The following is a 22,639-nucleotide window of genomic DNA, read 5'->3' as shown; positions in this document are numbered from 1 at the left end:
TGAGGTTGGGCCGGAGAACCGGTCAATGCGCGGCGGAGCCCCGGTCAAGACAGCCGGCCGCCGGCCGGCTATGGTCGGCGCCTGCGCCAACCGCCTCCCCGCCAACCGACCGATGCCCTCCATGACCGTCTCCTCCTCCGCCGCCCCCTCCGCCCGGCCCGACCGCCGCTCCGCCAACCGGGCCACGCTGATCGGCTTCACCGCCATCCTGATGTGGGCGACGCTGGCCCCGCTGGCGACGCTGGCCTCGATGGTGCCGCCGTTCCAATTGGTGGCGACCTCCTTCCTGCTGGCCTTCCTGGTCGGCAGCGGCTGGACCTTCGCGCGCGGCGACAATCCGCTGCGCTATTTCCGCCAGCCCCTCGCGGCCTGGGCGCTGGGGGTGGGGGGACTGTTCGGCTTCCATTTCCTCTATTTCATGGCGCTGCGGACGGCCCCGCCGGTGGAGGCCAACCTGATCAACTATCTGTGGCCGCTGCTGATCGTGCTGTTCTCCGCCCTGCTGCCGGGCGAGCGGCTGCGGTCCTGGCATGTCGGCGGCGCCGTCGCCGGGCTGGCGGGCACGGTTCTGCTGATCGCGCGCGGCGGCGCGGTGGGCGGTTTCTCCATCGACCCGGCCCATCTGCCGGGCTATGCCGCCGCCCTGGCGAGCGCCGTCACCTGGGCCGGCTATTCGGTGCTGCGCCGCCGGCTGGGCCAGATCGGCGAGGCGCCGACCGACGCGGTCAGCGCCTTCTGTCTCGTCACCGCGCTGCTGTCGCTGCTCTGCCATCTGGCACTGGAACGGACGGTTTGGCCGGAGACCGCCACCGGCTGGGGGGCGCTGCTGCTGCTCGGGCTGGGGCCGGTGGGGGCGGCCTTCTTCGTCTGGGATCATGGCGTGCGCCACGGCGACATCCGGGCGCTGGGAGCGCTGTCCTATCTGGCGCCGCTGCTGTCCACCCTGCTGCTGGTCCTGTTCGGTCTCGCCGCCAATTCGGCGATCATCTGGGTCGCCTGCGCCCTGATCGCCGGCGGCTCGCTGCTCGCCAGCACCGATCTGCTGCGGGGCAAGGCTTAAGCCTCCACCCCGTGCGCGGCGGCGGCGACCTCCTGGCGGGCGCGGTCGGCGCCGGCCAGACCGTTGAAGTACCAGTTCAGCGCCACCGCCGTCAGGGTGCCGAGCAGGATGCCGCTGTGCAGAAGCGGCGACAGGATGGCCGGCATCTGCGAGAAGAATTTCTCCGACACCAGCGGGATCAGCCCGACGCCGACGCTGACCGCCACCACGATCAGATTCTCGCGCCGGCCGGCGAAATCGACCTGCGCCAGGATCTTCACGCCGGTCGCCGCCACCATGCCGAACATCACCAGCCCGGCCCCGCCCAGCACGAAGGCCGGCACCGACGCCACCACATGGGCCAGCTTCGGCAGCAGCCCCAGCAGCAGCAGGATCACCCCGCCCGCCGCGCAGACCCAGCGGCTGCGCACGCCGGTCACCCCGACCAGCCCGACATTCTGCGAGAAGGAGGTGTAGGGGAAGGTGTTGAACACGCCGCCGATCAGCGTGCCCAGCCCGTCGGTGCGCAGGCCGCGCACCAGATCCTCCCGGCTCACCGGGCGGCCGACCATGTCGCCGACCGCCAGGAACATGCCGGTCGATTCGATCATCACCACGATCATCACCAGCGCCATGGTCAGGATGGCGACGGGGTCGAAGACCGGCATCCCGAACTGGAAGGGCTGGACCGCCGCCACCCAGGGCGCCTCCCCCAGCCCTTGAAAATCGACCATGCCGAGCGCCATCGCCAGCAGCATCCCGGCCACCAGCCCCAGCAGCACCGCGACATTGCGGACGAAACCGCGGCCATGCTTCATCAGCGCCAGGATCACCAGCAGCACGAAGGCCGCCACGCCGAGAAAGGCGGGATCGCCGAAACGCGGGTTGCCGACCCCGCCGCCGGCCCAGCCCACCCCGACCCGCATCAGCGAGACGCCGATGATGGCGATGACGCTGCCGGTCACCACCGGCGGGAACAGCGGCAGCAGCCGGCCGACCAACGGCGCCGCCAGCATGGCGAAGACACCCGACCCGATCACCGCGCCATAGATCCCCAGCAGCCCCAGCGAGGGGTTGGCCGCCATCGCCACCATCGGCCCGACGGCGGCGAAGGTGACGCCCATCATGATCGGCAGCCGGATGCCGAATCGCCAGACCCCCACCGCCTGGATCAGCGTGACCACGCCGCAGGCGAACAGGTCGGCGTTGATCAGCATGGCGACCTGATCCTTGTGCAGCTTCAACGCCCCGCCGATGATCAGCGGCACCGCGATGGCCCCGGCATACATCACCAGCACATGCTGCACCCCCAACGCCAGCAGCCGCCAGGGCGGCAGCACCGCGTCGACGGGATGGACGTCAGGGGGGATGCCGGCGCTTGTCATGGCGGAAGCCTCGCTGTCCGATGGATCGGTCCGATCCTGCATGGAGCGTGCCGCCCCGCCGGACCATGGCCCCGACAGCGCCCAGGCAGCGCCCAGGCCGCCTCCCGGCAGCGCCGCTGCACAAGATTGCGGCATGCCCCACCACCCTTGCCCCCACAGGTGGCAGATCCCGCGCGATTTTTTGCCGCGTCCGGCTGGAGACCCGCATAGGGGCTGCGTTATTCTTTAACCATCGGTGCGTACAGTCCCTTTCGCCTACCCCTTTCGCGCAACCCCGAAAGCCGAGCAGTCGCGATGAGCAAGTCGATCGAGGGTGTGTCCAACTGGATGCACATGTTCCGCTGGATCGTGAAGCTGATCCGCGACGAATATGGCGTCGACGAGGCTCTGCTGACCCGGAACGCGACGCTGGAGACCGACATCCAGCTCTCCATCGACCAGGTCGAGCAGGTGCTGGAATACATCTCCGAAAGCTTCGAGATCCGCTTTCCGGACGGAACGCTGGACGAGCTGGTGAAGTTGGAGGAGCTGTGCCTTCTGGCGAGCTGGATCAAGGGTTATTACAAGCGCCCCGAATTCATCTCCGACGCCTTCGAGTCCCGCTGCCGCGACATCAACCAGATCGCCGCCTGACCTGACCAACAGCGCCTGACGGACGCCACATGACGGACGCCGTTCCCCCCTACCCGCCCGGCTTCACCTGGGGCGTTTCCACCTCCGCCTACCAGATCGAAGGGGCGGCGGCGGCGGATGGGCGCGGCGCCAGCATCTGGGACCTGCGCTGCCGCACCCGGGGCGGGGTGATGAACGGCGACACCGGCGACGTCGCCTGCGACCATTACCACCGCATGCCGGAGGATGTGGCGCTGATGACGGGGCTGGGGGTCGACGCCTACCGCTTCTCCGTCTCCTGGCCCAGGGTGATGCCACGCGGCAAGGGCGCGGTGAACGAGGCGGGACTGGATTTCTACGACCGGCTGATCGACCGGCTTCTGGAGTCGGGGATCGAGCCCTGGCTCTGCCTCTATCACTGGGATTTGCCGCAGGCGCTTCACGACCTGGGCGGCTGGTCGTCGCGCGACTGCGCCGGCTGGTACGCCGACTATGCGGCACTCTGCGCCCGGCGCTATGGCGACCGGGTGAAGCGCTGGATCACCTTCAACGAATTCTCGGTCTTCACCCTGTTCGGCTACGCGATTCCCTGGGCGGCGCCGGGCATCGTCGACCGGGCGCAGCATCTGCGCGCCATCCATCATGTCAACCTCGCCCATGGCGCCGGGGTGGAGGTGCTGCGCGACATGGTGCCGGGGGCCTCGATCGGCGCCATCCACAACCGGCAGGTCGTGATCCCGGAAACCGACACGCCGGAGAACCGCGCCGCCGCCGCCCTGCTGGACGAGCATTGGAATCTGGTGTTCTGCGACCCGCAGATCCTCGGCCACTACCCGCCGCAGACCGCCACCGCCATCGAACCCCATGTCCGGCCCGGCGACATGGCCCGCATCGCCCGGCCGGTGGATTGGTTCGGGCTGAACCATTACGGCCCGATCTTCGCCAAGGCCGACCCGACCCGGATCTGGGGCTATGGCTGGGGCGACGCCCCGCCCGATTCGCCGACCCATGGCGTCGGCTGGGCGATCTTCCCCGGCGCCTTCCGGGACGAGCTGCTGACCATCCAGCGCCGTTACCGCCTGCCCATCGTGGTGACCGAAAACGGCTGCGGCGGCAGCGACAGCGTCAGCCCCGACGGCGCCGTGCACGACCCGCACCGCATCGCCTATCTGACCATCTACAACGCGGCGATGCGCGAGGCGATGGCACGGGGCGCCGACGTCCGCGGCTATTTCGTCTGGTCGCTGCTCGACAATTTCGAATGGGGCAGCGGCTATGGCCAACGCTTCGGCATCGTCCATGTCGATTTCCAGACCCTGGCCCGCACACCGAAGGACTCGGCGCGCTGGTATGCCGACCTGATCCGGAAGGCGAAGGCTTAGATCGGATCGCGTAAAATCGGAATCGATTTGAAGCGTGAATCCGATCGTCAGACATAAAGCTATAGCGTTGTGCGTTTCATATTAAACGCACAACGCTATAGAGTGCGATCGCTTCAGACGCACTCTAACGCCGCCGGACCTCCGCGCAGACGCCCTCGCCGCCCGCCGCCAGCTCGATCACGGCCGCCGCATCGCGCAGCAGCAGGCTATGGCCGGCAGGAAGCGGCATAGCCTCTCCACCCTCAGGGATCACGGTCAAGGCTCCGGCCAGGGCGTGGACCAGCAGCACATCGCCGGCCACCCGCCGAGCGGCCGTTCCGGCAAGCAGGGTCAGCGTGCCGGCCGCCGAGGCGCGATCCAGCATCAGGTTGACGTCGCGGATCGGGCCGGCGGTCGGCTCGCACCACACCGGCGCCTCGCCGGGGAAGGCGAAGGCGGGGTCCAGACGGCGGCGTTCGACCGGCGGCGCGCCATCGACCGACAGGCGCATGCCATCGCCCTCCACCACGGCGATCAGCCGGTCATAACCGGGAAAGGCGGAAAAGGGACCGGGCTCGACGACGTCGGCGATGCTGACACGCCAAGCGAACCGGCCATCCGCAGTCGGTTCAACCGCCAGTTCGGTGGTGACGCCGCCACCATTCTTCCAGGGCACGCGGCGATGGTCGGCGGGGGTCAGGCGCGTGATGGACGCCACGATGATGCTCCGGAACGGATCTGCTCCGTTCCGTCATAGCATGGATGCCGCGGCACGCTTCAAACGAACAGGCTGAAGCTGCCCATCAGTTTCTGCGTGCCGGTCTCGCCGGTGGGAATGGAGTTCATGCTGCCGATGGCCTGGTTCAGCCCGTCGAGCATCGCCTGCTGGCCGGTGGACAGCGACAGGCCGGTATCGCCCTTGGCCGGCTGCTTGGCGACCGTGTCGTAATCCTTGCTGTAGTTCCCCATCACCAGCTGCATGGCGTAGTTCTTGGGGTCCTTGTCGGGCTGGCCCTTGTCGCGGCTGACGCGGATCGTGTAGTCGCCCTTGTCGATCGTCAGGTTGCCGGCCTGCATCTGCTTGAAGGCCTTGTAGTCGTCACCGGACTTCGGGTCGCTGTCGGCCAGCACGCGCCCCAGATTGTTCATCAGCTGGATGCGCACGCCGTCATCGCCGACCTGCCCCATCGTCAGCTCGCCTTTGTTCGTGGCCTTGAACTTGTAGAAATCGACCTTGTCGTTCGCCGCCAGCGTGCTGGCGACATTCAGGCGGCTGACATTCTTGACGAGCGTGCCGATGTCGGTGGCGCCGCCCGTGGTGGTCAGCGGCGACTTCTTGACCGTCTTGGAGAAACTCTGGACCTCGCCGACAGCCTGGTTGCTCTGCGATTTCTTGATCGCCTCGACCGCGTTGTTGATCGACGCGTTGAGGCTGGAAACCATAGAGTTGACGCTTGAGAGAGCATCATCCGCCATGATCCGTCATCCTTCTCCCGATCCGACCATCACACCCGAGACCCACCAAGGCCCCCGCCGGCCGAAGCCGCCATGCGGACAGGTCCGCCCAGACACAGTATACGACAACAGCCGGCGGAACATAGGTGGGATTCGTGATTTTTTTGGTCGAAAGCTGGAATGCGGAACCCGCAAGCCACGGTAGACGCCCGATCCCGCTCAGGATCGCCGCTTTTCCTCCATGATGGGATGCCGGTCCGGCCGGCGGCCGGCGGCTCCCGCGCCGGGGGAAGCCGGCTGCGGCAGCGACTCGGGAACCGCCAGGGCGCCGGACTGGCCGGCGATCTCGGCGGCGATCTCGGCGGCAAGCGGGCAATGGGGCGGCTGGGCGGGGCCGGTGACGACATCGAAATCGAACATGACAACCTCTCTTGGCGTGTGGTGAGGCCGCCCGGGTCGCCCGTGTTCGGATTTTGAGGATGTGAAGCCCGCCAAGGGCCAGAGTCACAAACGCGAAAGCCGCCGCGGATCGGTCCGGGCGGCTTCGGGAGTGAGCGACAATGCGCGTTCCTAGGCCGCCGAACGAAACCAGCGGCCAAAGTATCGGGAGCGTCCGGAGGACGCGATGGAAAGCGCCTGTTGCATGGTCCAGACCATAGCGCGTGGGCACGGCCCTGCCAAGGGACAATTTGACGCCCCTTTCACCCCGCTTTGCGCCCCCCCACGGTGTCGGCGACATAGGCGTCGCGCCGGCCCATCGGACGGGCCGGCCGGCCGTCGCGGGTGGTGGTGTCGCGGGCGGTCTGATGCTCGATCTCCGCGTTCAGCTCCGCCCCCAGCAACACGACATAGGAGGTCAGGTTGAACCACAGCAGCAGGATGACGACGGCGCCGACCGACCCGTAGGTCTCGTTGTAGCTGCCGAAGTTGGAGACATAGACGGAAAATCCCAGCGACCCCAGCAGCCAGACCATCGTCGCCATCGCCGATCCCCAGGTGACCCAGCGCCATCGCGGCTCGCGGCGGTCGGGGGCATAGCGGTAGAAGACGGCGAGCGCCAGCATGATCGCGGCCGCCAGGATCGGCCAGCGGGCGAGGTTGGCGATCCAGCCGGCCGGCGTGTCCTGCAACCCGACGATGGCGATGGCGGCGGGGACGGCGATGATCAAAGCCATGGCGACGATGACGAATAGCAACCCGGCCACCGTCAGCCCCATCGACAGCGCCGCCAGCATGAGGAAGCCGCGCGTCTCCTTCTCGCCATAGGCGATGTTGAGCGCGGTCACCAGCGAGTTGGTGCCACGCGACGCGCTCCACAGGGTCAGCAGCAGGCCGAAGATCAGGCCGAACCCCAGCCCCTGGGACGGCGCCGTCGCCACCTTGCGCGCCTGGTCGCTGACGATGGTCAGGGCTTCGGGCGGCAGCAGGCCGCGCAGCTGGCTCAGCTGGGTCTCGATCATCGCCGGGTCGGCGACGAGGCCGAAGATCGACACCAGCGCCGCGACGGCCGGAAAGATGGCGAGCAGGGCGTAGTACGACACCCCAGCCGCCAGCATCGACACATTGTCCCCGCTCTGCTCGTCCCACACCCGCAGCAGGATGTCCTTCCAGCCCTTTTTGGGAATCTCCGACGGGCTGTCCGCCCCCCGCCCCCGCCCGGCCCCGCTCCAGCCCGCGTCATTCGCGGTGTCCGCGTCCTCCGCGGGGAGCCCCCTCATGCGGTTCCGGTGCGCGTAGTGATGGCGGCGGCTCAATCCCAGCATGCCCCGCCTCCTCAGACCACCGCCTCGCGCAACGCGCCGACCCGGTGGCGGACGGTTTCGATGGCGTGGAACTGGGCGCCGATCACCACCTGGAGATGCTCGTCCGGCGTGTCGCGCAGGGCGTCCCTGAACAGCGACAACGTGCCGTCCAGCCCGCTTTCCAGCTGGGCCAGCAGCTCGCCGCGACGGCCCGGCCCGCCGGCCCCGGCCATCACGCCGCGGGCGCTGGCCGCCGCCAGGCCATGCATGGGCGACCAGAGGCGGGCGCCAGCGCCGCCGGTCTCGATCCAGCCGCCGCCGGTCCGCAGCTCGCCGTCCAGCGCCGACGCGCTGCCGTCGAGCTGCTCGGCCAGAGCGCCCAGCCGGGAGGACAGCGACGGATCGGCGATGGTCATGTCGGCGCGGCGGAAGGCCTCGGCGCCATCACGGCAGGCGCCGATCAGGTCGGTCAGCAGATGGCGGCCGCGCGGGTCGAGCCGGCGGCCATCCGGAGCGTAATCATCGAACTCCGTCGTCGATTCCGGCTTGCGGGCGACCGCTGCGGCCAGCCACAGCGCACCGACGCCGATCAGCGCCACCGGGATCGGATTGGCGCGCACCGCGCGGGCGATGCGGCCGGAAAGACCGTCTCCGCCGCCCTGGATCACGTCGCGCACCACCTGCGCCACGCCACCGGACATCTGGCCGGGCGACAGGCGGAACTCGATCTCGTCGATCACCTGGTCCATGCGGGCGCGGATCGACCGGATTTCGTGTTCGATCTCGTCGGGCCGGGCTGGTCGGCGGGCCTGGGTGGTGGTGTCGGGAGAGGCGGCGGACGGTGTGGCGTCGTCGGGATGAGTCATGCCGGGCGTCTCCTGTGGGGCTGCCGGCTTGCAACGGCGGGAGAGGCCGATTGTTCCCCACGGCACACACGGCGCGCACAGCACAAGGGCCGGACGGTCGCCCGCCCGGCCCTTGTGCAGCCCGGAGACCAACCCGGAGACCAGCCCCGCCAGAGGCCACCCCCGGATGAAGGCCCCGGTGAAGGTTGTGGGATCAGGCGAGAGCGACCAGCGCCACGCCACCCAGGCCGATGGCGGCACCCAGGCCGCGCAGGACGAGCGCGCCCGCGCCCTTGCGGGCGACGCCGCGCAGCGACAGGGCCGCGGCGACGCCGGCACCATGCAGCAGAGCCGTGGCGAGCGCGAACCCGAGACCATAGAGCAGCGGATGCGCCGCCTCCGGCATCTCGACGCCATGGGCATGGCCGTGGGCCAGGGCGAACAGCGCGACCACCACCAGCGACAGCGGCAGCGACAGGCGCGACTGCGCGGCGACCAGGGCGCCCAGCGCGATCACCGAGCCGGCGATCCACAGCTCCACCGCCGGCAGCGCGACGCCGGTCATGCCCAGGAGGCCGCCGCCCATCATGGCGGTGACGAAGGCCGCCGGCAGCGCCCACAGGGCGGCACCGCCGCGCTGCGCCGCCCACAGCCCGACCGCGACCATGGCCATCAGATGGTCCCAGCCGCCGAGCGGATGCAGGAAACCGTTGGTGAAGCCGGCGTCATGGGCACCGAAGGTGTGGGCGTCGGCGACCGCCGGCAGCACCAGCCCGGCCAGCAGGACGGCCGAGGCGAGAGGGAAACGTTTCATGGACAAGCATCCTCTGATGTCGTGTCGCGCCCACCCGGAATCCTCCTCCCCGACGCGTGGAAAAGGCGCCTGGAGGACCGGGCGCCGGGGCACGGTTGATGCGGAGTGTAGCAGAAAGCGCCACCTCGGCCACGGAGGAGACAGGATTTCGGCACCGCCGGACATACGTATTTTGACGCAGGTCAATGAGGTATGATCCTGATCCGTCAGGATGGACGCCGTGATGCGGCCCCGGTCGCCGACGCCGCAGGATTTTCCCCGCAGGACATTTCGATGAGCGCAGCCCCATTGCCCGGAGAGGGATCGGTGTCCGTCCGGCTGTGGCTCGACGGCACCGGGACCATCCGGCGGGCCGAGGTCGCCACCCGCCGCCCGCGCGCCGCCGCCGCCCTGGTCGGGCGCAAGGCGGAGGAGGCGGCGCGGCTGGCGCCGCTGCTGTTCAGCCTGTGCGGCAGCGCCCAGGGACTGGCCGTCGCCCGCGCCTGCGAGGCGGCGCTGGGAACCGATGCCGGCGCCCACGAGACGGCGCGCGGCCTGCTGACCGATGCCGAGGCTCTGGACAGCCATGGCTGGCAGGCGGTGGTCGAGTGGCCGGCACGCCTCGGCGCGCCGCCGCGGCCGGCGGATCTGCGCGCCTTGAGAGCGGCGGTGTCCGCGGTCATGCCGGCGCTCTATCCCGCCAGGGACGGGCTGCGGCCGGGCGGCGGCGCCCTGCGGCCGGATCATGCCGCCCTGCGGGCGGCGCTTGCACGGATGGCCGGCTGGCTGGAGGAGGCCGTCTTCGCCGGCCCGCCGCCGCGGGATGCCGACGGCCTCGCCGCCTGGGCGGCGCGCGGCGGCAGCGACGCGGCCCGGCTGGCGGCCCGGCTGCTGTCGCCGGATCTGGCGGGCTGGGGAGTGGTCACGCGTGGCCCCGGCGGAGTGGCTCTGCTGACCGAACGCTCGCCGGCCCGCTTCGCCGCGGCGCTGTCGGGCGACCCGTCCTTCGCCACCCGCCCCCGGTTCGACGGCGCCCCGGCGCTGACCGGCCCGCTGGAGCGGCAGGCGGAGCATCCGCTGGTCGTCTCGGTGACGGAGCGCTTCGGCGACGGGCTCGCCCGGCTGTTCGCGGCGCGGCTCGCCGATCTGATGGGACTGCCATGGCGGATGGAGGCGGCCATCGCCGAGCTGCGACCCGCGGAGGCGGTCACCATGCCAGCCGCCGGATCGGCGGGACTGGGCGAAGGATGCGGGGTGGCCGAGACGGCGCGCGGCCGGCTGGCCCATTGGCTGCGGCTGGACGGCGACGGGCGGCTGGCGGATGCCCGCATGGTGGCGCCGACCGACTGGAATTTCGCCGCCGACGGCCCGCTGGCGCGCGGGCTGGAGGGGGCGGCGGCGCGGGACCGCGACGATGCCGCCCTGCGGGTGCGGCTGCTGGTGGCGATGCTGGATCCCTGCGTCGCCTGCGGCATAGAAGTACACGAATGACGATCGCTTGCCGAAGGCGGCGGGCGGACCGATGATGGTCGGGAAAGCGGGCCGGGGAAAGAAGGCCGGATTGGCGCGTACGGATCGACTGAGCGGGAGAGCGCGGGATGTGCACGGTTTGCGGATGCGGCGAGGGCGAGACCCGGATCGACGGCAAGGCCGCCGATGCCGAGCATGAGCATATCGGGCCGGACGGCAAGGTCTACCGCCACCGGCATGGCGAGGCGCACCACCACGCCCATCACCATCACGACGACGCCCCTGAGGGCGCCCATGAGGGCGCTCATGAGCATGTCGCCCCCGACGGCACGGTCTACCGCCACAGCCACGGCGGCCACGGCCATCATGACCACGGGCATGACCATGAGCATGATCACCGCCATCACGGCCACAGCCATGACCATAATCGCGCCCCCGACCGTGCCGACGCCATCGACGGCGGCGCCGCGTTGAACCAGCCGCGGCTGATCACCATCGAACGCGACATCCTGGCCAAGAATGACGGGCTGGCCGCCGTCAACCGCCGCCGCTTCGCCGAGCGGGGCGTGTTCGTGCTGAACCTGATGTCCAGCCCCGGCTCGGGCAAGACCACGCTGCTGACCCGCAGCCTGACCGATCTGAAGGGCCGTTTCCCGGTCGCGGTGATCGAGGGCGACCAGCAGACCAGCTTCGACGCCGACCGCATCCGCGCCACCGGCACCCCGGCGGTGCAGGTCAACACCGGCAAGGGCTGCCATCTCGACGCCTCGATGGTGGCGCAGGCCACCGACCGGCTGGCGGCCGAGGGGCGGTTCGCCGGCGACGGCGTGCTGTTCGTCGAGAATGTCGGCAATCTGGTCTGCCCCGCCGGCTTCGACCTGGGCGAGACCCATCGCGTCGTCGTGCTGTCGGTGACGGAGGGCGAGGACAAGCCGCTGAAATACCCGGACATGTTCGTCCGCGCCGACCTGCTGGTCGTCAACAAGATCGACCTGCTGCCCCATCTCAGCTTCGACGTGGAGCGCATGATCGGCTACGCCCAGCGCCTGAACCCGTCACTGGCGGTGATCCAGCTGTCGGCCACCACCGGCCAGGGGCTGGAGGAGTGGTATGACTGGATCGCCGACGGGCTGGCGGAAGCCCGCGCCTCCCATGCCGCCCCCCAATCCGCCGCCCAATACGCCGCCGTCTGACCGGAGAGCCGCCCCAATGTGCCTTGCCGTTCCAGCATTGGTCACCGCCCTGCTGCCCGACGACCGCGCCACCGTCAGCCTGGGCGGCGTCACCTCCACCTGTTCGCTGGAACTGGTGGAGGGGGTCGCCGTCGGCGATTACGTGATCGTCCATGTCGGCTACGCCCTGTCCCGCCTGGATGCCGAGGAGGCCGAGCGAACGCTCGCTTTGTTGGCCGAGGTCGCCGCCGCCGAAGCGGGCGACGCCGAGGCCGCCTGACGCCTCCCCTTCCCGACACCCCCGCCGACCGCCCGGACCCCACGCCATGACCGACCGCCGCCTGTTCGCCCGCAAGCTCGACATCGCCCGCGGGGCGGTGGACATGACCCACGGTTCGGGTGGCAAGGCGATGGCGCAGCTGGTGCGCGAGCTGTTCGCCGCCGCCTTCGCCAATCCGTATCTCGACCAGGGCAACGACCAGGCCGCCTTCGACGTGCCGGGCGGGCGCATGGTGATGACGACCGACGGCTTCGTCGTCTCTCCGCTGTTCTTCCCCGGCGGCGACATCGGCTCGCTGGCCGTCCACGGCACGGTGAACGATGTCGCCATGGCCGGCGCGGTGCCGCTGCACCTCACCGCCGGCTTCATCATCGAGGAGGGCTTCCCGCTCGCCGACCTGAAGCGGGTGGTCGACAGCATGGCCGCCGCCGCGCGCGACGCCGGGGTCGCCATCGTGTCCGGCGACACCAAGGTTGTGGAGCGCGGCAAGGGCGACGGCCTGTTCATCACCACCACCGGCATCGGCATGGTGCCGCCCGGCGTCGCCCCCTCGGGCGACCGGGCGCGGCCGGGCGACGCCATCCTGGTCAGCGGCACCATGGGCGACCATGGCGTCGCCATCATGTCGACCCGCGACAATCTGGGATTCGAGACGGCGATCCTGTCCGACAGCGCGGCGCTGAACGGGCTGGTCGCGGCGATGGTGGCGGCGGTGCCCGACATCCATGTGCTGCGCGATCCCACCCGCGGCGGGCTGGCGACGACGCTGAACGAGATCGCCCACCAGTCCGGCGTCGGCATGCGGCTGCGCGAGGCCGAGATCCCGGTGCGGGCGCAGGTCGCGGCGGCCTGCGAGCTGCTGGGACTAGACCCGCTCTATGCCGCCAACGAGGGCAAGCTGATCGCCATCTGCGCGCCGGAGGAGCGCGACCGCCTGCTGTCGGTCATGCGCGACCACCCGCTGGGACGCGACGCCGCCTGCATCGGGCAGGTGGTGGAGGACACCCACCGCTTCGTCCAGATGGAGACCCGCTTCGGCGGCCGCCGGATCGTCGATTGGCTGAGCGGAGAACAGCTTCCCCGCATTTGCTGACCCGTACCGGCGGGCTAACCCGCCCTCTCCAGGGATCCCGTCCCATCGGCGGGACCCCTTTCGCGCGCTGGCCGTTGCCTCTCTCGGATGGTCCTATGCTCTGACCCGAGACGATCAGCGACGAGAGAACAGATGGCATTGTCAAACATCGCTCTTTTGGGCGCTCCCCGTCTGGACCCCGGCCGGATGGCCGGAACCCGGTCGGCGATGCAGGCGATGGACCGGCTTCCCGGCAGCCCGCCCCTGCACCGGCACCGCGTCAAGCGCGCCTTCGACATCGTCGGCGCGCTGGGACTGCTCGCCATCTTCGGGCCGCTGATGCTGGTGCTGGCCTGGATGGTGGCGCGCGACGGCGGGCCGGCGGTGTTCGGTCACCGGCGCATCGGCGCCGACGGCCGCTCCTTCACCTGCCTGAAATTCCGCTCCATGGTGGTCAATTCCGCCGAGGTTCTGGAACGGCTGCTCGCCACCGACGAGACGGCGCGCGCCGAATGGCTGGCGGCGCGCAAGCTGCGCAACGACCCGCGCATCACCCCGGTCGGCCGCTTCCTGCGCAAATCGAGCCTGGACGAGCTGCCGCAGCTGATCAACGTCCTGCGCGGCGACATGAGCCTGGTCGGCCCCCGTCCGATCATCGACGACGAGGTGTCCTACTATCACGCCTGCTTCCCCTTCTACACCCGCTGCCGCCCCGGCCTGACCGGGCTGTGGCAGGTCAGCGGCCGCAGCGACGTCGATTACCTGCGCCGCGTCCAGCTCGACACCGCCTATGTCGTCGGCTGGAGCTTCTGGGGCGATCTCGGCATCCTGCTGCGCACAGTGCGCGTCGTGGTGAAGGGCAGCGGCGCCTATTGAACACCCGCCCACTCCCACCCTCCTCCGAAGGTGCTCCTCCCTCCGCATCCGTCGCGCGTCCCATCGGGGCGCGCGACATCCTTGTTCGCGCATCCCATTTCAGGAGTGCCGCTCCTTCGCGCGGCCCCGCCATGCCTCCTCCGGCACGGCCTTTCCGCCGAAATCGGGGTGGACTTTGAGAATGGACAAACGACGTGCTAGGGTCGGGGCATCCGGCGAAACACTGGTGTAAGTGAACGATGCGCGTGAGACCGCCGGCCGGATCGGCCAGTCAAGAGGGTGCGAGGATGGCGAAACTGCTGGCTGCCCTGCTGCTGATGATGGTGGCGATCGGGCCCGCCTGCGCGGTGGCGCCGACCAGCCGGGCCGACACCGTCGCGGCGCTCGACCGCTACCGCGGCGATTTCGCCAAGATCCGCGGCTATGGCTCGCTGTCGACCGCCGACCGCAATTACGTCCTGTTCTCCGACGCGATGCGCCGCGTCCTGACGGAGCATGTGAAGCCCTTCGACCCGCAGGTGCTGGTCGACAAGGCGGAGGACGGGCTGAGGAAGAAGAAGGAGGAGAACCCGCGCGCCAGCGACCGCATGCTGACCGAAGCGGCGCTGGACAGCATGCTGGGCTCGCTCGACCCCTATTCCAGCTTCCTCGACGCCGAACGCTACCGCTACCTGCGCGAACAGACCCAGGGCGAGTTCGGCGGGCTGGGCATCGAGGTGACGATGGACGAGGAAAGCGGCCTGATCAAGGTCGTCTCCCCCATCGACGGCTCCCCCGCCGCCCGCGCCGGCCTGCGCAGCGGCGACCTGATCGCCCGCATCGACGACGTGGCGGTGAAGGGGCTGAACCTGCACGACGCCGTCGCCCGCATGCGCGGGCCGGTCGGCAGCTCGGTCGCCCTGTCGATCCGCCGCCCGCCCTCGACCGAGGCCGGCACCCGCGTCTCGCTGACCCGCGCCATCGTCAAGATCCAGCCGGTGCGCTACCGGCTGGAGGGCAATGTCGCCTATGTCCGCATCGCCACCTTCAACCAGTCGACCTCGACGGCGCTGGACGCGGCGATCGAGGACATGCGCCGGCAGGCGCGGGGCCAGCTGGCCGGCGCCGTCATCGACCTGCGCAACAACCCCGGCGGCCTGCTGGAGCAGGCGGTGCAGGTGGCCGACCGCTTCCTGGAGACGGTGGACATCGTGTCGGTGCGCGGCCGCGATCCGGAGGAATCGCGCACCTACCGCGGTACCCCCGGCGACCTGCTGGCCGGGCTGCCGGTGGTGGTGCTGATCAACAGCGGCTCGGCCTCGGCGTCGGAGATCGTGGCCGGCGCCCTGCAGGACCATCACCGCGCCTTGCTGTTCGGCTCGCGCTCCTACGGCAAGGGATCGGTGCAGACCATCTCCTCGCTCAGCGCCGACACCGGCATCCGCCTGACCACCGCCCGCTACTACCGCCCGTCGGGGGCGCTGGTGGACTGTTTCGGCGTCTCCCCCAACCTGGAGGTCAAGCCGACCCACGGCAGCACCGAGGAGACCCATCCCGACCCCGCCACCTGCGACCCCAACGCCCCGGTGCCGCCGAAGCCGCAGGTGTGGATGGCGCAGGACATGTGCCCCGACGTGATGGACAAGGCGCCCAAGCCCGACGACGACCGTCCGCTGGAATGCGCCGTCTCGGCCATCCGCAACCGCCTGACCGGCGCCCAGGCCGGCGGGGAGTGAGGGAGAGGGGATCCTCTACCCCAGGAATCCCGCATCGATCACCCGCGTCTCCACCGTCCAGCCGGTTCCATGCGCCGCGACGGCGGCGATGGTGCCGGGAAGCACCCGGCGGTCGAACAGGCTCCAGTCCGCCGGAACGCCGACCTCTCCGCGCAGTTCCCCGCCGATCTCCAGAATGGCCGGCGGGGCGCCCGGCGTCACCTCCACCGCGAACTGGTCGAGCGGCATCGACAGCCCGACGCCGGCCGCCTTGATGAAGGCCTCCTTCCGCGTCCAGGCCAGCAGGAACCCCTCGTCCCGCCGCGCCGGCTCCAGCGCCCGCAACGCCGCCCGCTCGGCAGGGTGGAAGAAGCGGTCGGCGATGCCGTCGGCGCTCTCGATCGGGCGCAGCCGTTCGATGTCGACGCCGATCCGCCCCTCCGCCGCCACGGCGATGGCGAGGCTGTCCTCGCTGTCGCTGAGGTTGAAGGCCGGGCCGCCGGGCAGCGACGGCTTGCCGTGGGTGCCGTAATCGAAGACCAGCCCGGCCGGATCGCGGCCGGTGCAGCGGCCCAGCAGAAGCCGCAATAGCCCGCGGCGCAGGATGAAGCGGTCGGTCAGCCGTTCCATCAGAAAACGGCCGGCACGCTCGCGCTCGTCGTCCGACAGCAGGGCGCGCATCGCCCCCTTGTACGCCGCCAGACCGGCCAGATCGGCGAACCAGACGCGGATGGTCCCCGGCGCCGGGACATGATCGTCCGCCCGCCCGCCCGCCGGCGCCATAATGATCTCGTCATGCATCGGACCGCGATCCTCCCCCTTGAATTTAGCGTCCTGGCTCCGCCGAGGGTTTCGGGTATCATGCGCGCCTCTCGCATCCGCCCCTGCATCCGGACCAGGATCCCATGGTTGACACCGCCCTGCTCGCCCCGCACCTGACCAACGTTCTTCGCGACGCCTTCATCCCGGAGCTGCCCAATCATTACCGCGGCAAGGTGCGGGAAAACTACGACCTTCCGGACCAGGGCGACGGGGCGCGGCGCATCCTGATCACCACCGACCGTCTGTCGGCCTTCGACCGCATCCTGACCGCCATCCCCTTCAAGGGGCAGGTGCTGACCCAGACCGCCCGTTTCTGGTTCGAGGCGACGAAGGACATCTGCGCCAACCATGTCCTGGAATACCCGGACCCCAACGTGGTGGTGGCGAAGCGGCTGACCATCATGCCGGTCGAGATCGTCGTCCGCGACTATATGGCCGGCACCACCGGCACCTCGATCTGGTCGATGTACAAGCAGGGCCGGCGCGAGATGTACGGCCACGTCTTCCCCGACGGGCTGCGCCAGAACCAGAAGCTGGACGCCCCCATCATCACCCCGACCACCAAGGCCTTCGACGCCGGCCATGACGAGGAGCTGACCGCGACCGAGATCGTCGGGCGCAACCTGCTGACCAGCGCCCAGTGGGACGAGGTGTCGGAGAAGGCGCTGGCCCTGTTCGCCCGCGGCCAGAAGATGGCGGCGGAGCGCGGCCTGATCCTGGTCGACACCAAATACGAATTCGGCTTCGACGCCGACGGCAACATCCTGCTGGCCGACGAGATCCACACCCCCGACAGCTCGCGCTACTGGTTCGCCGGCAGCTATCAGGAGCGGTTCGAGAGTGGCGGCAAGCCCGAGAGCTTCGACAAGGATTTCGTCCGCAACTGGGTCGTCGCCCGTTGCGATCCCTACACCCAGGACATTCCCGAGATCCCCGGCGACGTGGTTCTGGAAGCCGCCCGCGTCTATATCGAGGCCGGCGAGACCATCACCGGCCGCCCGTTCGAGGTGCCGGCGACCGCCGTCCCGGTGCTGGACCGCATCCGCGCCAACCTGGCGCCCTACTTCAGCAAGTAAGACGGGGTGGGTTCCATGCGCGTCGCCATTCTCGACGACTATCAGGGGGTCGCCCGCGACCTCGCCGACTGGTCGCGGCTTCCGGCGGGAAGCGGCCTGACGGTCTTCGAGCAACCGCTCGCAGACCAGGACGCGGCGGCGGCGGCGCTGGAGCCCTTCGACGTGCTGGTGATCATGCGGGAGCGCACGCCGTTCCCCGCCTCGCTGATCGGGCGGCTGCCGAACCTGAAGCTGCTGGTCACCACCGGTGCCCGCAACAACGCCATCGACCTGAAGGCCTGCGCCGCCCGCGGCATCCCGGTCTGCGGCACCCGCATGGTCGGGGCGCCGACGGCGGAGCTGACCTGGGGGCTGATCCTCGCCCTGGCCAAGCGCATCCCGGCCGAAGAGCGGGCGCTGCGCGAGGGCCGCTGGCAGACCGGCCTGACCGGCGATCTCGGCGGCAAGCGGCTGGGCCTGGTCGGCCTCGGCAAGCTTGGCTGCAAGGTCGCCAAGGTCGGGCAGGCCTTCGGCATGGAGGTGGTGGCCTGGAGCCCCAACCTGACCGACGAACGCGCGGCCGAGGCCGGGGTGACCCGCGTCGAAAAGCGCGACCTCTTCGCCGGCTCCGACGTGGTCAGCGTCCATCTGGTGCTGAGCGAGCGGACGCGGGGCGTGGTCGGGGCGGAGGAGATCGGCGCGATGAAGCCGACCGCCCTCTTCATCAACACCTCGCGCGCCGGGCTGGTCGACGAGGCGGCGCTGGCCCATGCGCTACGGCACGGCCATATCGGCGGCGCCGGCATCGACGTCTTCCCGGTCGAACCCCTGCCGAAAGACAGCCTCTGGCTTGGCCTTCCCAACACCGTGCTGACGCCCCATCTGGGCTATGTGACGCGGGAGAATTACGCGGTGTTCTACCGCGACGCCCTGGAGGACATCCTGGCCTGGACGGCCGGATCACCGGTGCGGCTGCTCTCTCCCGCCTGAACGGGCTACGGAGGCCAAGGGTGGCGGTGCAGTCGAGGAACGGGACTGGTGGGAACGGGACTGGTGGGAACGGGGCCGGAAACGGTTCGGTCCATGATCAGGGCGGAGTTTATCAGGGCGGAGTCCATCAGGGCGGATTCTGGGCACGGATCAGCCGGCATCAGCCGGGCCTGCTGATCGGCCTGTCGGTGATCGCCGGCCTGCTGTTCGGCTTCGTCGAGCTGGCCGGCGAGGTGATGGAGGGCGAGACCTTCGCCTTCGACAAGCGCATCCTGCTGGTGCTGCGCGACCCGGTGAATCCGGAACTGCCCGGCGGCCCCTGGTGGCTGGCGCGGATGGCGAAAGACATCACCTCGCTCGGCAGCACCACCGTCCTCGCCATCCTAACCGTCGCGGCGCTGGGCTTCCTCGTCCTGCTGCGCAAGCGGGCGGCGGCGCTGCTGGTTCTGGCCTCGATCGGCGGCGGCGGCGCGCTCAGCACGGTGCTGAAACGGCTTTTCGACCGCGCCCGCCCCGATCTGGTGCCGCATGGCGACGAGGTGCTCTCCGCCAGCTTCCCCAGCGGCCACGCCATGCTGTCGGCGGTGGTCTATCTGACGTTGGGCGCCCTGCTGGCCCAGTTCGTCGAAGGGCGGCGGACCAAGGCCTATCTGCTGATCTGGGCGATGCTGCTGACGCTGGCCATCGGATCGAGCCGCGTCTATCTCGGCGTGCATTGGCCGACCGATGTGCTGGCGGGCTGGAGCGTCGGCGCCGCCTGGGCGGCCTTGTGCTGGATGATCGCCGAATGGCTGCAACGCCGCGGGGCCGTGGAGCAGGACCGGCCCGAGACGGCGGTGGGCCGATAGGAAAAGGCCCACAGGACCGGGCCGATCGGGCGAAGAGGATGCCGCCATATCGCGCGAAAGGTTAACAAGCGGGTTGAATAGCGTCGCTTGCCCGCCGATAGTGTCGGGACTAACCCTTTCGGATCAGGCCGTACCACCATGCCCCAGGGCTCTCTAGACCGCGAAACCCTCGAAGCCGTCGGCGTCCTCGCCCGCGCGGTGGAGCGTGAACGGGTGCCCGGCGTCCTGGAATGCCGCCTGCTGGCGAACGCCCTGCGCCGCACGCTGGACAGCGGGGGGGAGCGGGAGCTGACGGAGGCCTCGCGGGTGTTCCGCACGCTCGACATCGATCTGCGCGAGCGCATCGTCTCGCGGGCCCGGCTGGAGGCGCAGCAGACCCGCGATCAGGTGAGGAAGGCGGGGGCGAAGGGGCCGGAGGCGGCCGGTCAGCCGGCCGAGGAGGAGGTGGTCACGCTGGAAATCCCGGCGCTGGACATCCCGGCGATCCCCGCCCGGCGCCCCGCCGAACCGAAGGACCGCGCCGGCACCAATTTCCTGGCCGCCCTCAACGGCCTGCGCCCGGCCGCCACCTCCGGCAGCCGGAGCGCCGCCCGCGACCGCCTGCGCGCCGCAGTCGATTCGCAGCGCCGCGTCGGCCAGCGGTCGGAACCGACACCGGAGTGACGGGGCGCCTCCATCTCGGCGCCCCCAACTCAACGGATGAAGAACTGGACCGGAACCACCAGTTCAATGCGGTCCTGCCCGATCTCCTCCGGCGGAGCCGGCAAGGGTGAGGCGCGACGGACCATCTCCACCGTCTCCTCGTCCAGCGCCGCGACGCCGGAACTGCGGTCGAGCTGGACCGACAGCACGCGGCCCTCGCGGTCGACCGTGAAGCGGACCTGGGCGACCCCTTCCTGACGGCGGGCCTGGGCGGAGCGCGGATAGCGCTTGTTCCGCTCCAGATGACCCAGGACGCGGCCCTGCCAGCTCGGCATCGCCCGGCTGGCGGCGGCGGGCGCCGCCGGCGCGGGGGCTGCTGGAGCAGGAGGGGCCGCCACCGGAGCGGGCTGCGCCTGCTGCACCGGCTGGGCCACCGGGCGGGGCGGTTTCGGCTTTTCCGGCTTCGGTTTTTCCGGCTTCGGCGGCGGCGCTTCCTTCTTCACCTCGGGCTTGGGTTTCGGCGGGTCGGGCGGCGGCTTGGGCAGCACCACCTCGGGCTCCACCACCGGCGGCGGTTCCGGCGGCGGCGGCGGTTGCTCGACCACCGGTTCGGGCGGAGGGGGTTCGGGAGGGGGCGGCTCGGTCACCGGTTCCGGCATCGGCTCCGGCACCGGTTGCGGCACGGGAATGTCGATGGCCGGCGCCGGTTCGGGCTGGGGGGTGGGCAGCGGAGCGAGGTCCAGCAGGACGGCCGGCGGATCGGCATCCGCCGGCATGACCGGCACATGCCAGGCGACCATCGCCACCCCGGCGGCGGCATGGACGCCAAGCGCCAGCGCCAGGCTGCCGCCCCAGCGGGCGATGCCGCGCGCCGGACGCTCGTCGTCGGCGGTGGCGGCAGCGGTGGCGGCGAACCAGTCGGCCGCGCCGTGATCCGAGGCCGCGCTCATGGGGCCGGCGCCGTTTCCAGCCCGACGAGGCCGATCTTCAGATAGCCGGCGGCGCGCAGGCTGTTCATCACCTCGGTCAGGGCGCCGTAATCGACACTCTTGTCGGCGCGCAGGAAGACGCGCTGGGTCTTGTCGCCCTGGGTGGCGGCGTCCAGCGCCGCCCCCAGCCCTTCCCTGCTGGTCTTCGTCTCGCCCAGCGCCAGCGTCTTGTCAGCCTGGATGGTCAGGAACAAGGGCTTGTCCGGCCGCGGCGTCGGCGTTGCGGTGGAGGCCGGCAGGTCGACCGGGACATCCACCGTCGCCAGCGGGGCCGCGACCATGAAGATGATCAGCAGGACGAGGACGACGTCGATGAAGGGCGTGACGTTGATCTCGTGGGTTTCGGTCAGATCGTCGTCGTTGCCGGAGCCGAGGCGCGCACCCATCGCCGTCACTCCGCCGCCGGCTTGCCATGGCCCTGCACCCCATGAAGCTGGCCATGGATCTGGCCATGGATCTGGGCGCGCGGCAGGGCATGGCGGTCAATGTCACGGCTCAGAAGGCGCAGCACGGCGGCCGAGGCGTCGGTCAACTGCGCCTTGTGCCCGCCGATGGCGCGGCTACAGGCGTTGTAGACCACCACCGCCGGAATGGCGGCGACCAGACCGATGGCCGTCGCCAGCAGCGCCTCGGCGATGCCCGGCGCCACCACGGCGAGGTTGGTGGTCTGCGCCCTGGAGATGCCGATGAAGCTGGTCATGATGCCCCACACCGTGCCAAACAGGCCGATGAAGGGGCCGGTGGAGCCGATGGTGGCGAGGATGCCGGTGCCGCGCGCCATGCGCCGGCCGGCCGCCGCCTCGATCCGCTCCAGCCGCGAGGCGGCGCGGTCCATCAGCCCCTCGCGCGACGGCGCGTCGGCCGACAGGTGGGTTTCGGCGAGCACGGCGCGCACCAGCGTTGCCGCGGTGCCCTGGCTGAAGCCGACCTTTTCCGCCGCCTGCGACAGCGACCGCGCCTCCTCCAGCATCGCCAGCGCCGCCCGCGCCTTGCGCTTGGCCGATGACAGCTCCACCGTCTTGGCGATGGCGATGGTCCAGGTGACGACCGAGGCGAGGGCGAGGCCCACCATCACCGCCTGCACCACCGGGCTGGCGGTGACGAACATGCCCCAGGGCGACAGGTCATGCGGCAGCGAGGCGAGGGCCGCCGACGCGGCCTCGGTGGCCGCGTGTCCCGTTCCCTGCGCCATACCCTGCGTCACCGGCGCCGCGGCGGGCGCGGCAGCCTCCTGCGCCTGGGCGGCGGCACCGGCCATCAACGCGCCGGCGCCGGCGAACGCGGCGGCCAGGGCGGGACGGTGGCGAAACAATGTCGGCATGGCGGTCCAACTCCCCCTCGGCGCGTGTCCGGCACGCGCGATGCTAAATCCTGATGCCCCTCCGAAGCGATCCCCTCCGGAGCGGATACCCCACCGCGTTATAGTGCGAATGACTCGCACTCGCACTCGAAATCGTCGGCAACGGGCGAGTGGTCCCGCGTTTTCCGCGTGGTCCC

24 protein-coding genes are annotated in these 22,639 nt (G+C 70.3%); 13 read left to right on the top strand and 11 right to left on the bottom strand.

The window, feature by feature from the left end:
* Positions 1 to 121 precede the first annotated feature (121 nt).
* Complete coding sequence (locus tag AZL_RS28450) at positions 122 to 1,060, top strand: aromatic amino acid exporter YddG (protein ID WP_012977850.1); 939 nt, start codon at positions 122 to 124, stop codon at positions 1,058 to 1,060.
* On the opposite strand, the gene AZL_RS28445 is transcribed toward AZL_RS28450, so the two are convergent.
* On the bottom strand, positions 1,057 to 2,424 hold the full coding sequence (locus AZL_RS28445; protein WP_042446079.1) for a nucleobase:cation symporter-2 family protein: 1,368 nt from the start codon (positions 2,422 to 2,424) through the stop codon (positions 1,057 to 1,059). The two genes, AZL_RS28450 and AZL_RS28445, sit on opposite strands and share 4 nt — an antisense overlap.
* A 294-nt stretch (positions 2,425 to 2,718) precedes the next feature.
* Here AZL_RS28445 and AZL_RS28440 point away from each other — a divergent pair, with 294 nt between their 5' ends.
* Both AZL_RS28440 and AZL_RS28435 read left to right on the top strand, forming a co-directional pair.
* Complete coding sequence (locus tag AZL_RS28440) at positions 2,719 to 3,057, top strand: acyl carrier protein (protein WP_012977848.1); 339 nt, start codon at positions 2,719 to 2,721, stop codon at positions 3,055 to 3,057.
* Positions 3,058 to 3,086: 29 nt separating this feature from the next.
* Positions 3,087 to 4,418 carry a GH1 family beta-glucosidase gene (locus AZL_RS28435; RefSeq protein WP_012977847.1) on the top strand — a complete coding sequence of 444 codons (1,332 nt, stop codon included), beginning with the start codon at positions 3,087 to 3,089 and terminating at the stop codon, positions 4,416 to 4,418.
* Positions 4,419 to 4,542: 124 nt separating this feature from the next.
* On the opposite strand, the gene AZL_RS28430 is transcribed toward AZL_RS28435, so the two are convergent.
* The 6 genes from AZL_RS28430 to AZL_RS28405 form a co-directional block, all read right to left on the bottom strand.
* Entirely contained in the window at positions 4,543 to 5,115 is a 573-nt protein-coding gene (locus tag AZL_RS28430) for a HutD/Ves family protein (protein WP_012977846.1), read from the bottom strand.
* Between the two features lie 59 nt (positions 5,116 to 5,174).
* Positions 5,175 to 5,873, bottom strand: a complete 699-nt coding sequence (locus AZL_RS28425) for a hypothetical protein (protein ID WP_012977845.1) — start codon at positions 5,871 to 5,873, stop codon at positions 5,175 to 5,177.
* A 198-nt stretch (positions 5,874 to 6,071) separates the two neighbouring features.
* Positions 6,072 to 6,272 carry a hypothetical protein gene (locus AZL_RS35925; protein WP_042446076.1) on the bottom strand — a complete coding sequence of 67 codons (201 nt, stop codon included), beginning with the start codon at positions 6,270 to 6,272 and terminating at the stop codon, positions 6,072 to 6,074.
* Positions 6,273 to 6,553: 281 nt separating this feature from the next.
* On the bottom strand, positions 6,554 to 7,615 hold the full coding sequence (locus tag AZL_RS28415; RefSeq protein WP_012977843.1) for a YihY/virulence factor BrkB family protein: 1,062 nt from the start codon (positions 7,613 to 7,615) through the stop codon (positions 6,554 to 6,556).
* 11 nt (positions 7,616 to 7,626) lie between these two features.
* On the bottom strand, positions 7,627 to 8,460 hold the full coding sequence (locus AZL_RS28410) for a DUF3618 domain-containing protein (RefSeq protein WP_012977842.1): 834 nt from the start codon (positions 8,458 to 8,460) through the stop codon (positions 7,627 to 7,629).
* Positions 8,461 to 8,653: 193 nt separating this feature from the next.
* A complete protein-coding gene (locus AZL_RS28405; protein ID WP_012977841.1) occupies positions 8,654 to 9,253 on the bottom strand; it encodes a HupE/UreJ family protein in 600 nt (199 codons plus the stop codon).
* 273 nt (positions 9,254 to 9,526) lie between these two features.
* Between AZL_RS28405 and AZL_RS28400 the strand changes: the two genes are divergently transcribed.
* From AZL_RS28400 to AZL_RS28375, 6 genes are all read left to right on the top strand, one after another.
* Entirely contained in the window at positions 9,527 to 10,723 is a 1,197-nt protein-coding gene (locus tag AZL_RS28400; RefSeq protein WP_148219701.1) for a nickel-dependent hydrogenase large subunit, read from the top strand.
* A 107-nt stretch (positions 10,724 to 10,830) separates the two neighbouring features.
* The gene (gene hypB, locus AZL_RS28395; protein WP_012977839.1) at positions 10,831 to 11,895 is read left to right on the top strand and encodes a hydrogenase nickel incorporation protein HypB; all 1,065 of its coding nucleotides are present in this window, start codon (positions 10,831 to 10,833) and stop codon (positions 11,893 to 11,895) included.
* A 16-nt stretch (positions 11,896 to 11,911) separates the two neighbouring features.
* Entirely contained in the window at positions 11,912 to 12,154 is a 243-nt protein-coding gene (locus tag AZL_RS28390) for a HypC/HybG/HupF family hydrogenase formation chaperone (RefSeq protein WP_012977838.1), read from the top strand.
* Between the two features lie 46 nt (positions 12,155 to 12,200).
* Entirely contained in the window at positions 12,201 to 13,247 is a 1,047-nt protein-coding gene (hypE, locus tag AZL_RS28385) for a hydrogenase expression/formation protein HypE (RefSeq protein WP_012977837.1), read from the top strand.
* A 186-nt stretch (positions 13,248 to 13,433) separates the two neighbouring features.
* Positions 13,434 to 14,102 carry a sugar transferase gene (locus tag AZL_RS28380; protein WP_052293797.1) on the top strand — a complete coding sequence of 223 codons (669 nt, stop codon included), beginning with the start codon at positions 13,434 to 13,436 and terminating at the stop codon, positions 14,100 to 14,102.
* A 287-nt stretch (positions 14,103 to 14,389) separates the two neighbouring features.
* Positions 14,390 to 15,817, top strand: a complete 1,428-nt coding sequence (locus tag AZL_RS28375; protein WP_042446074.1) for a S41 family peptidase — start codon at positions 14,390 to 14,392, stop codon at positions 15,815 to 15,817.
* Positions 15,818 to 15,832: 15 nt separating this feature from the next.
* Here AZL_RS28375 and AZL_RS28370 read toward each other — a convergent pair whose 3' ends face one another.
* Positions 15,833 to 16,597, bottom strand: a complete 765-nt coding sequence (locus AZL_RS28370) for a 4'-phosphopantetheinyl transferase family protein (protein ID WP_012977834.1) — start codon at positions 16,595 to 16,597, stop codon at positions 15,833 to 15,835.
* Positions 16,598 to 16,701: 104 nt separating this feature from the next.
* On the opposite strand from AZL_RS28370, the gene AZL_RS28365 reads away from it, so the two are divergent.
* The 4 genes from AZL_RS28365 (at position 16,702) to AZL_RS28350 (ending at position 20,174) form a co-directional block, all read left to right on the top strand.
* A complete protein-coding gene (locus AZL_RS28365) occupies positions 16,702 to 17,694 on the top strand; it encodes a phosphoribosylaminoimidazolesuccinocarboxamide synthase (protein ID WP_012977833.1) in 993 nt (330 codons plus the stop codon).
* Positions 17,695 to 17,709: 15 nt separating this feature from the next.
* Positions 17,710 to 18,663 carry a D-2-hydroxyacid dehydrogenase family protein gene (locus AZL_RS28360; RefSeq protein ID WP_012977832.1) on the top strand — a complete coding sequence of 318 codons (954 nt, stop codon included), beginning with the start codon at positions 17,710 to 17,712 and terminating at the stop codon, positions 18,661 to 18,663.
* A gap of 26 nt (positions 18,664 to 18,689) precedes the next feature.
* Positions 18,690 to 19,511: a phosphatase PAP2 family protein gene (locus AZL_RS28355; RefSeq protein WP_012977831.1), complete on the top strand. Its 822-nt coding sequence runs from the start codon at positions 18,690 to 18,692 to the stop codon at positions 19,509 to 19,511.
* 138 nt (positions 19,512 to 19,649) lie between these two features.
* Positions 19,650 to 20,174: a hypothetical protein gene (locus AZL_RS28350; protein WP_012977830.1), complete on the top strand. Its 525-nt coding sequence runs from the start codon at positions 19,650 to 19,652 to the stop codon at positions 20,172 to 20,174.
* Positions 20,175 to 20,203: 29 nt separating this feature from the next.
* Here AZL_RS28350 and AZL_RS28345 read toward each other — a convergent pair whose 3' ends face one another.
* From AZL_RS28345 to exbB, 3 genes are read right to left on the bottom strand one after another with little or no spacing between them, the layout of a single operon-like run.
* A complete protein-coding gene (locus AZL_RS28345) occupies positions 20,204 to 21,103 on the bottom strand; it encodes an energy transducer TonB family protein (RefSeq protein WP_012977829.1) in 900 nt (299 codons plus the stop codon).
* Positions 21,100 to 21,528, bottom strand: a complete 429-nt coding sequence (exbD, locus tag AZL_RS28340; protein ID WP_012977828.1) for a TonB system transport protein ExbD — start codon at positions 21,526 to 21,528, stop codon at positions 21,100 to 21,102. The genes AZL_RS28345 and exbD overlap by 4 nt, the downstream gene beginning before the upstream one ends.
* A gap of 5 nt (positions 21,529 to 21,533) precedes the next feature.
* Positions 21,534 to 22,463 (bottom strand): tonB-system energizer ExbB, encoded by a 930-nt coding sequence (gene exbB, locus AZL_RS28335; protein ID WP_063828257.1) that lies wholly within the window; start codon positions 22,461 to 22,463, stop codon positions 21,534 to 21,536.
* Positions 22,464 to 22,639: the final 176 nt, after the last annotated feature.

Source organism: Azospirillum sp. B510 (genome assembly GCF_000010725.1).
GTDB lineage: Bacteria > Pseudomonadota > Alphaproteobacteria > Azospirillales > Azospirillaceae > Azospirillum > Azospirillum lipoferum_B.
This window is presented reverse-complemented; position numbering and strand designations above follow the sequence as displayed.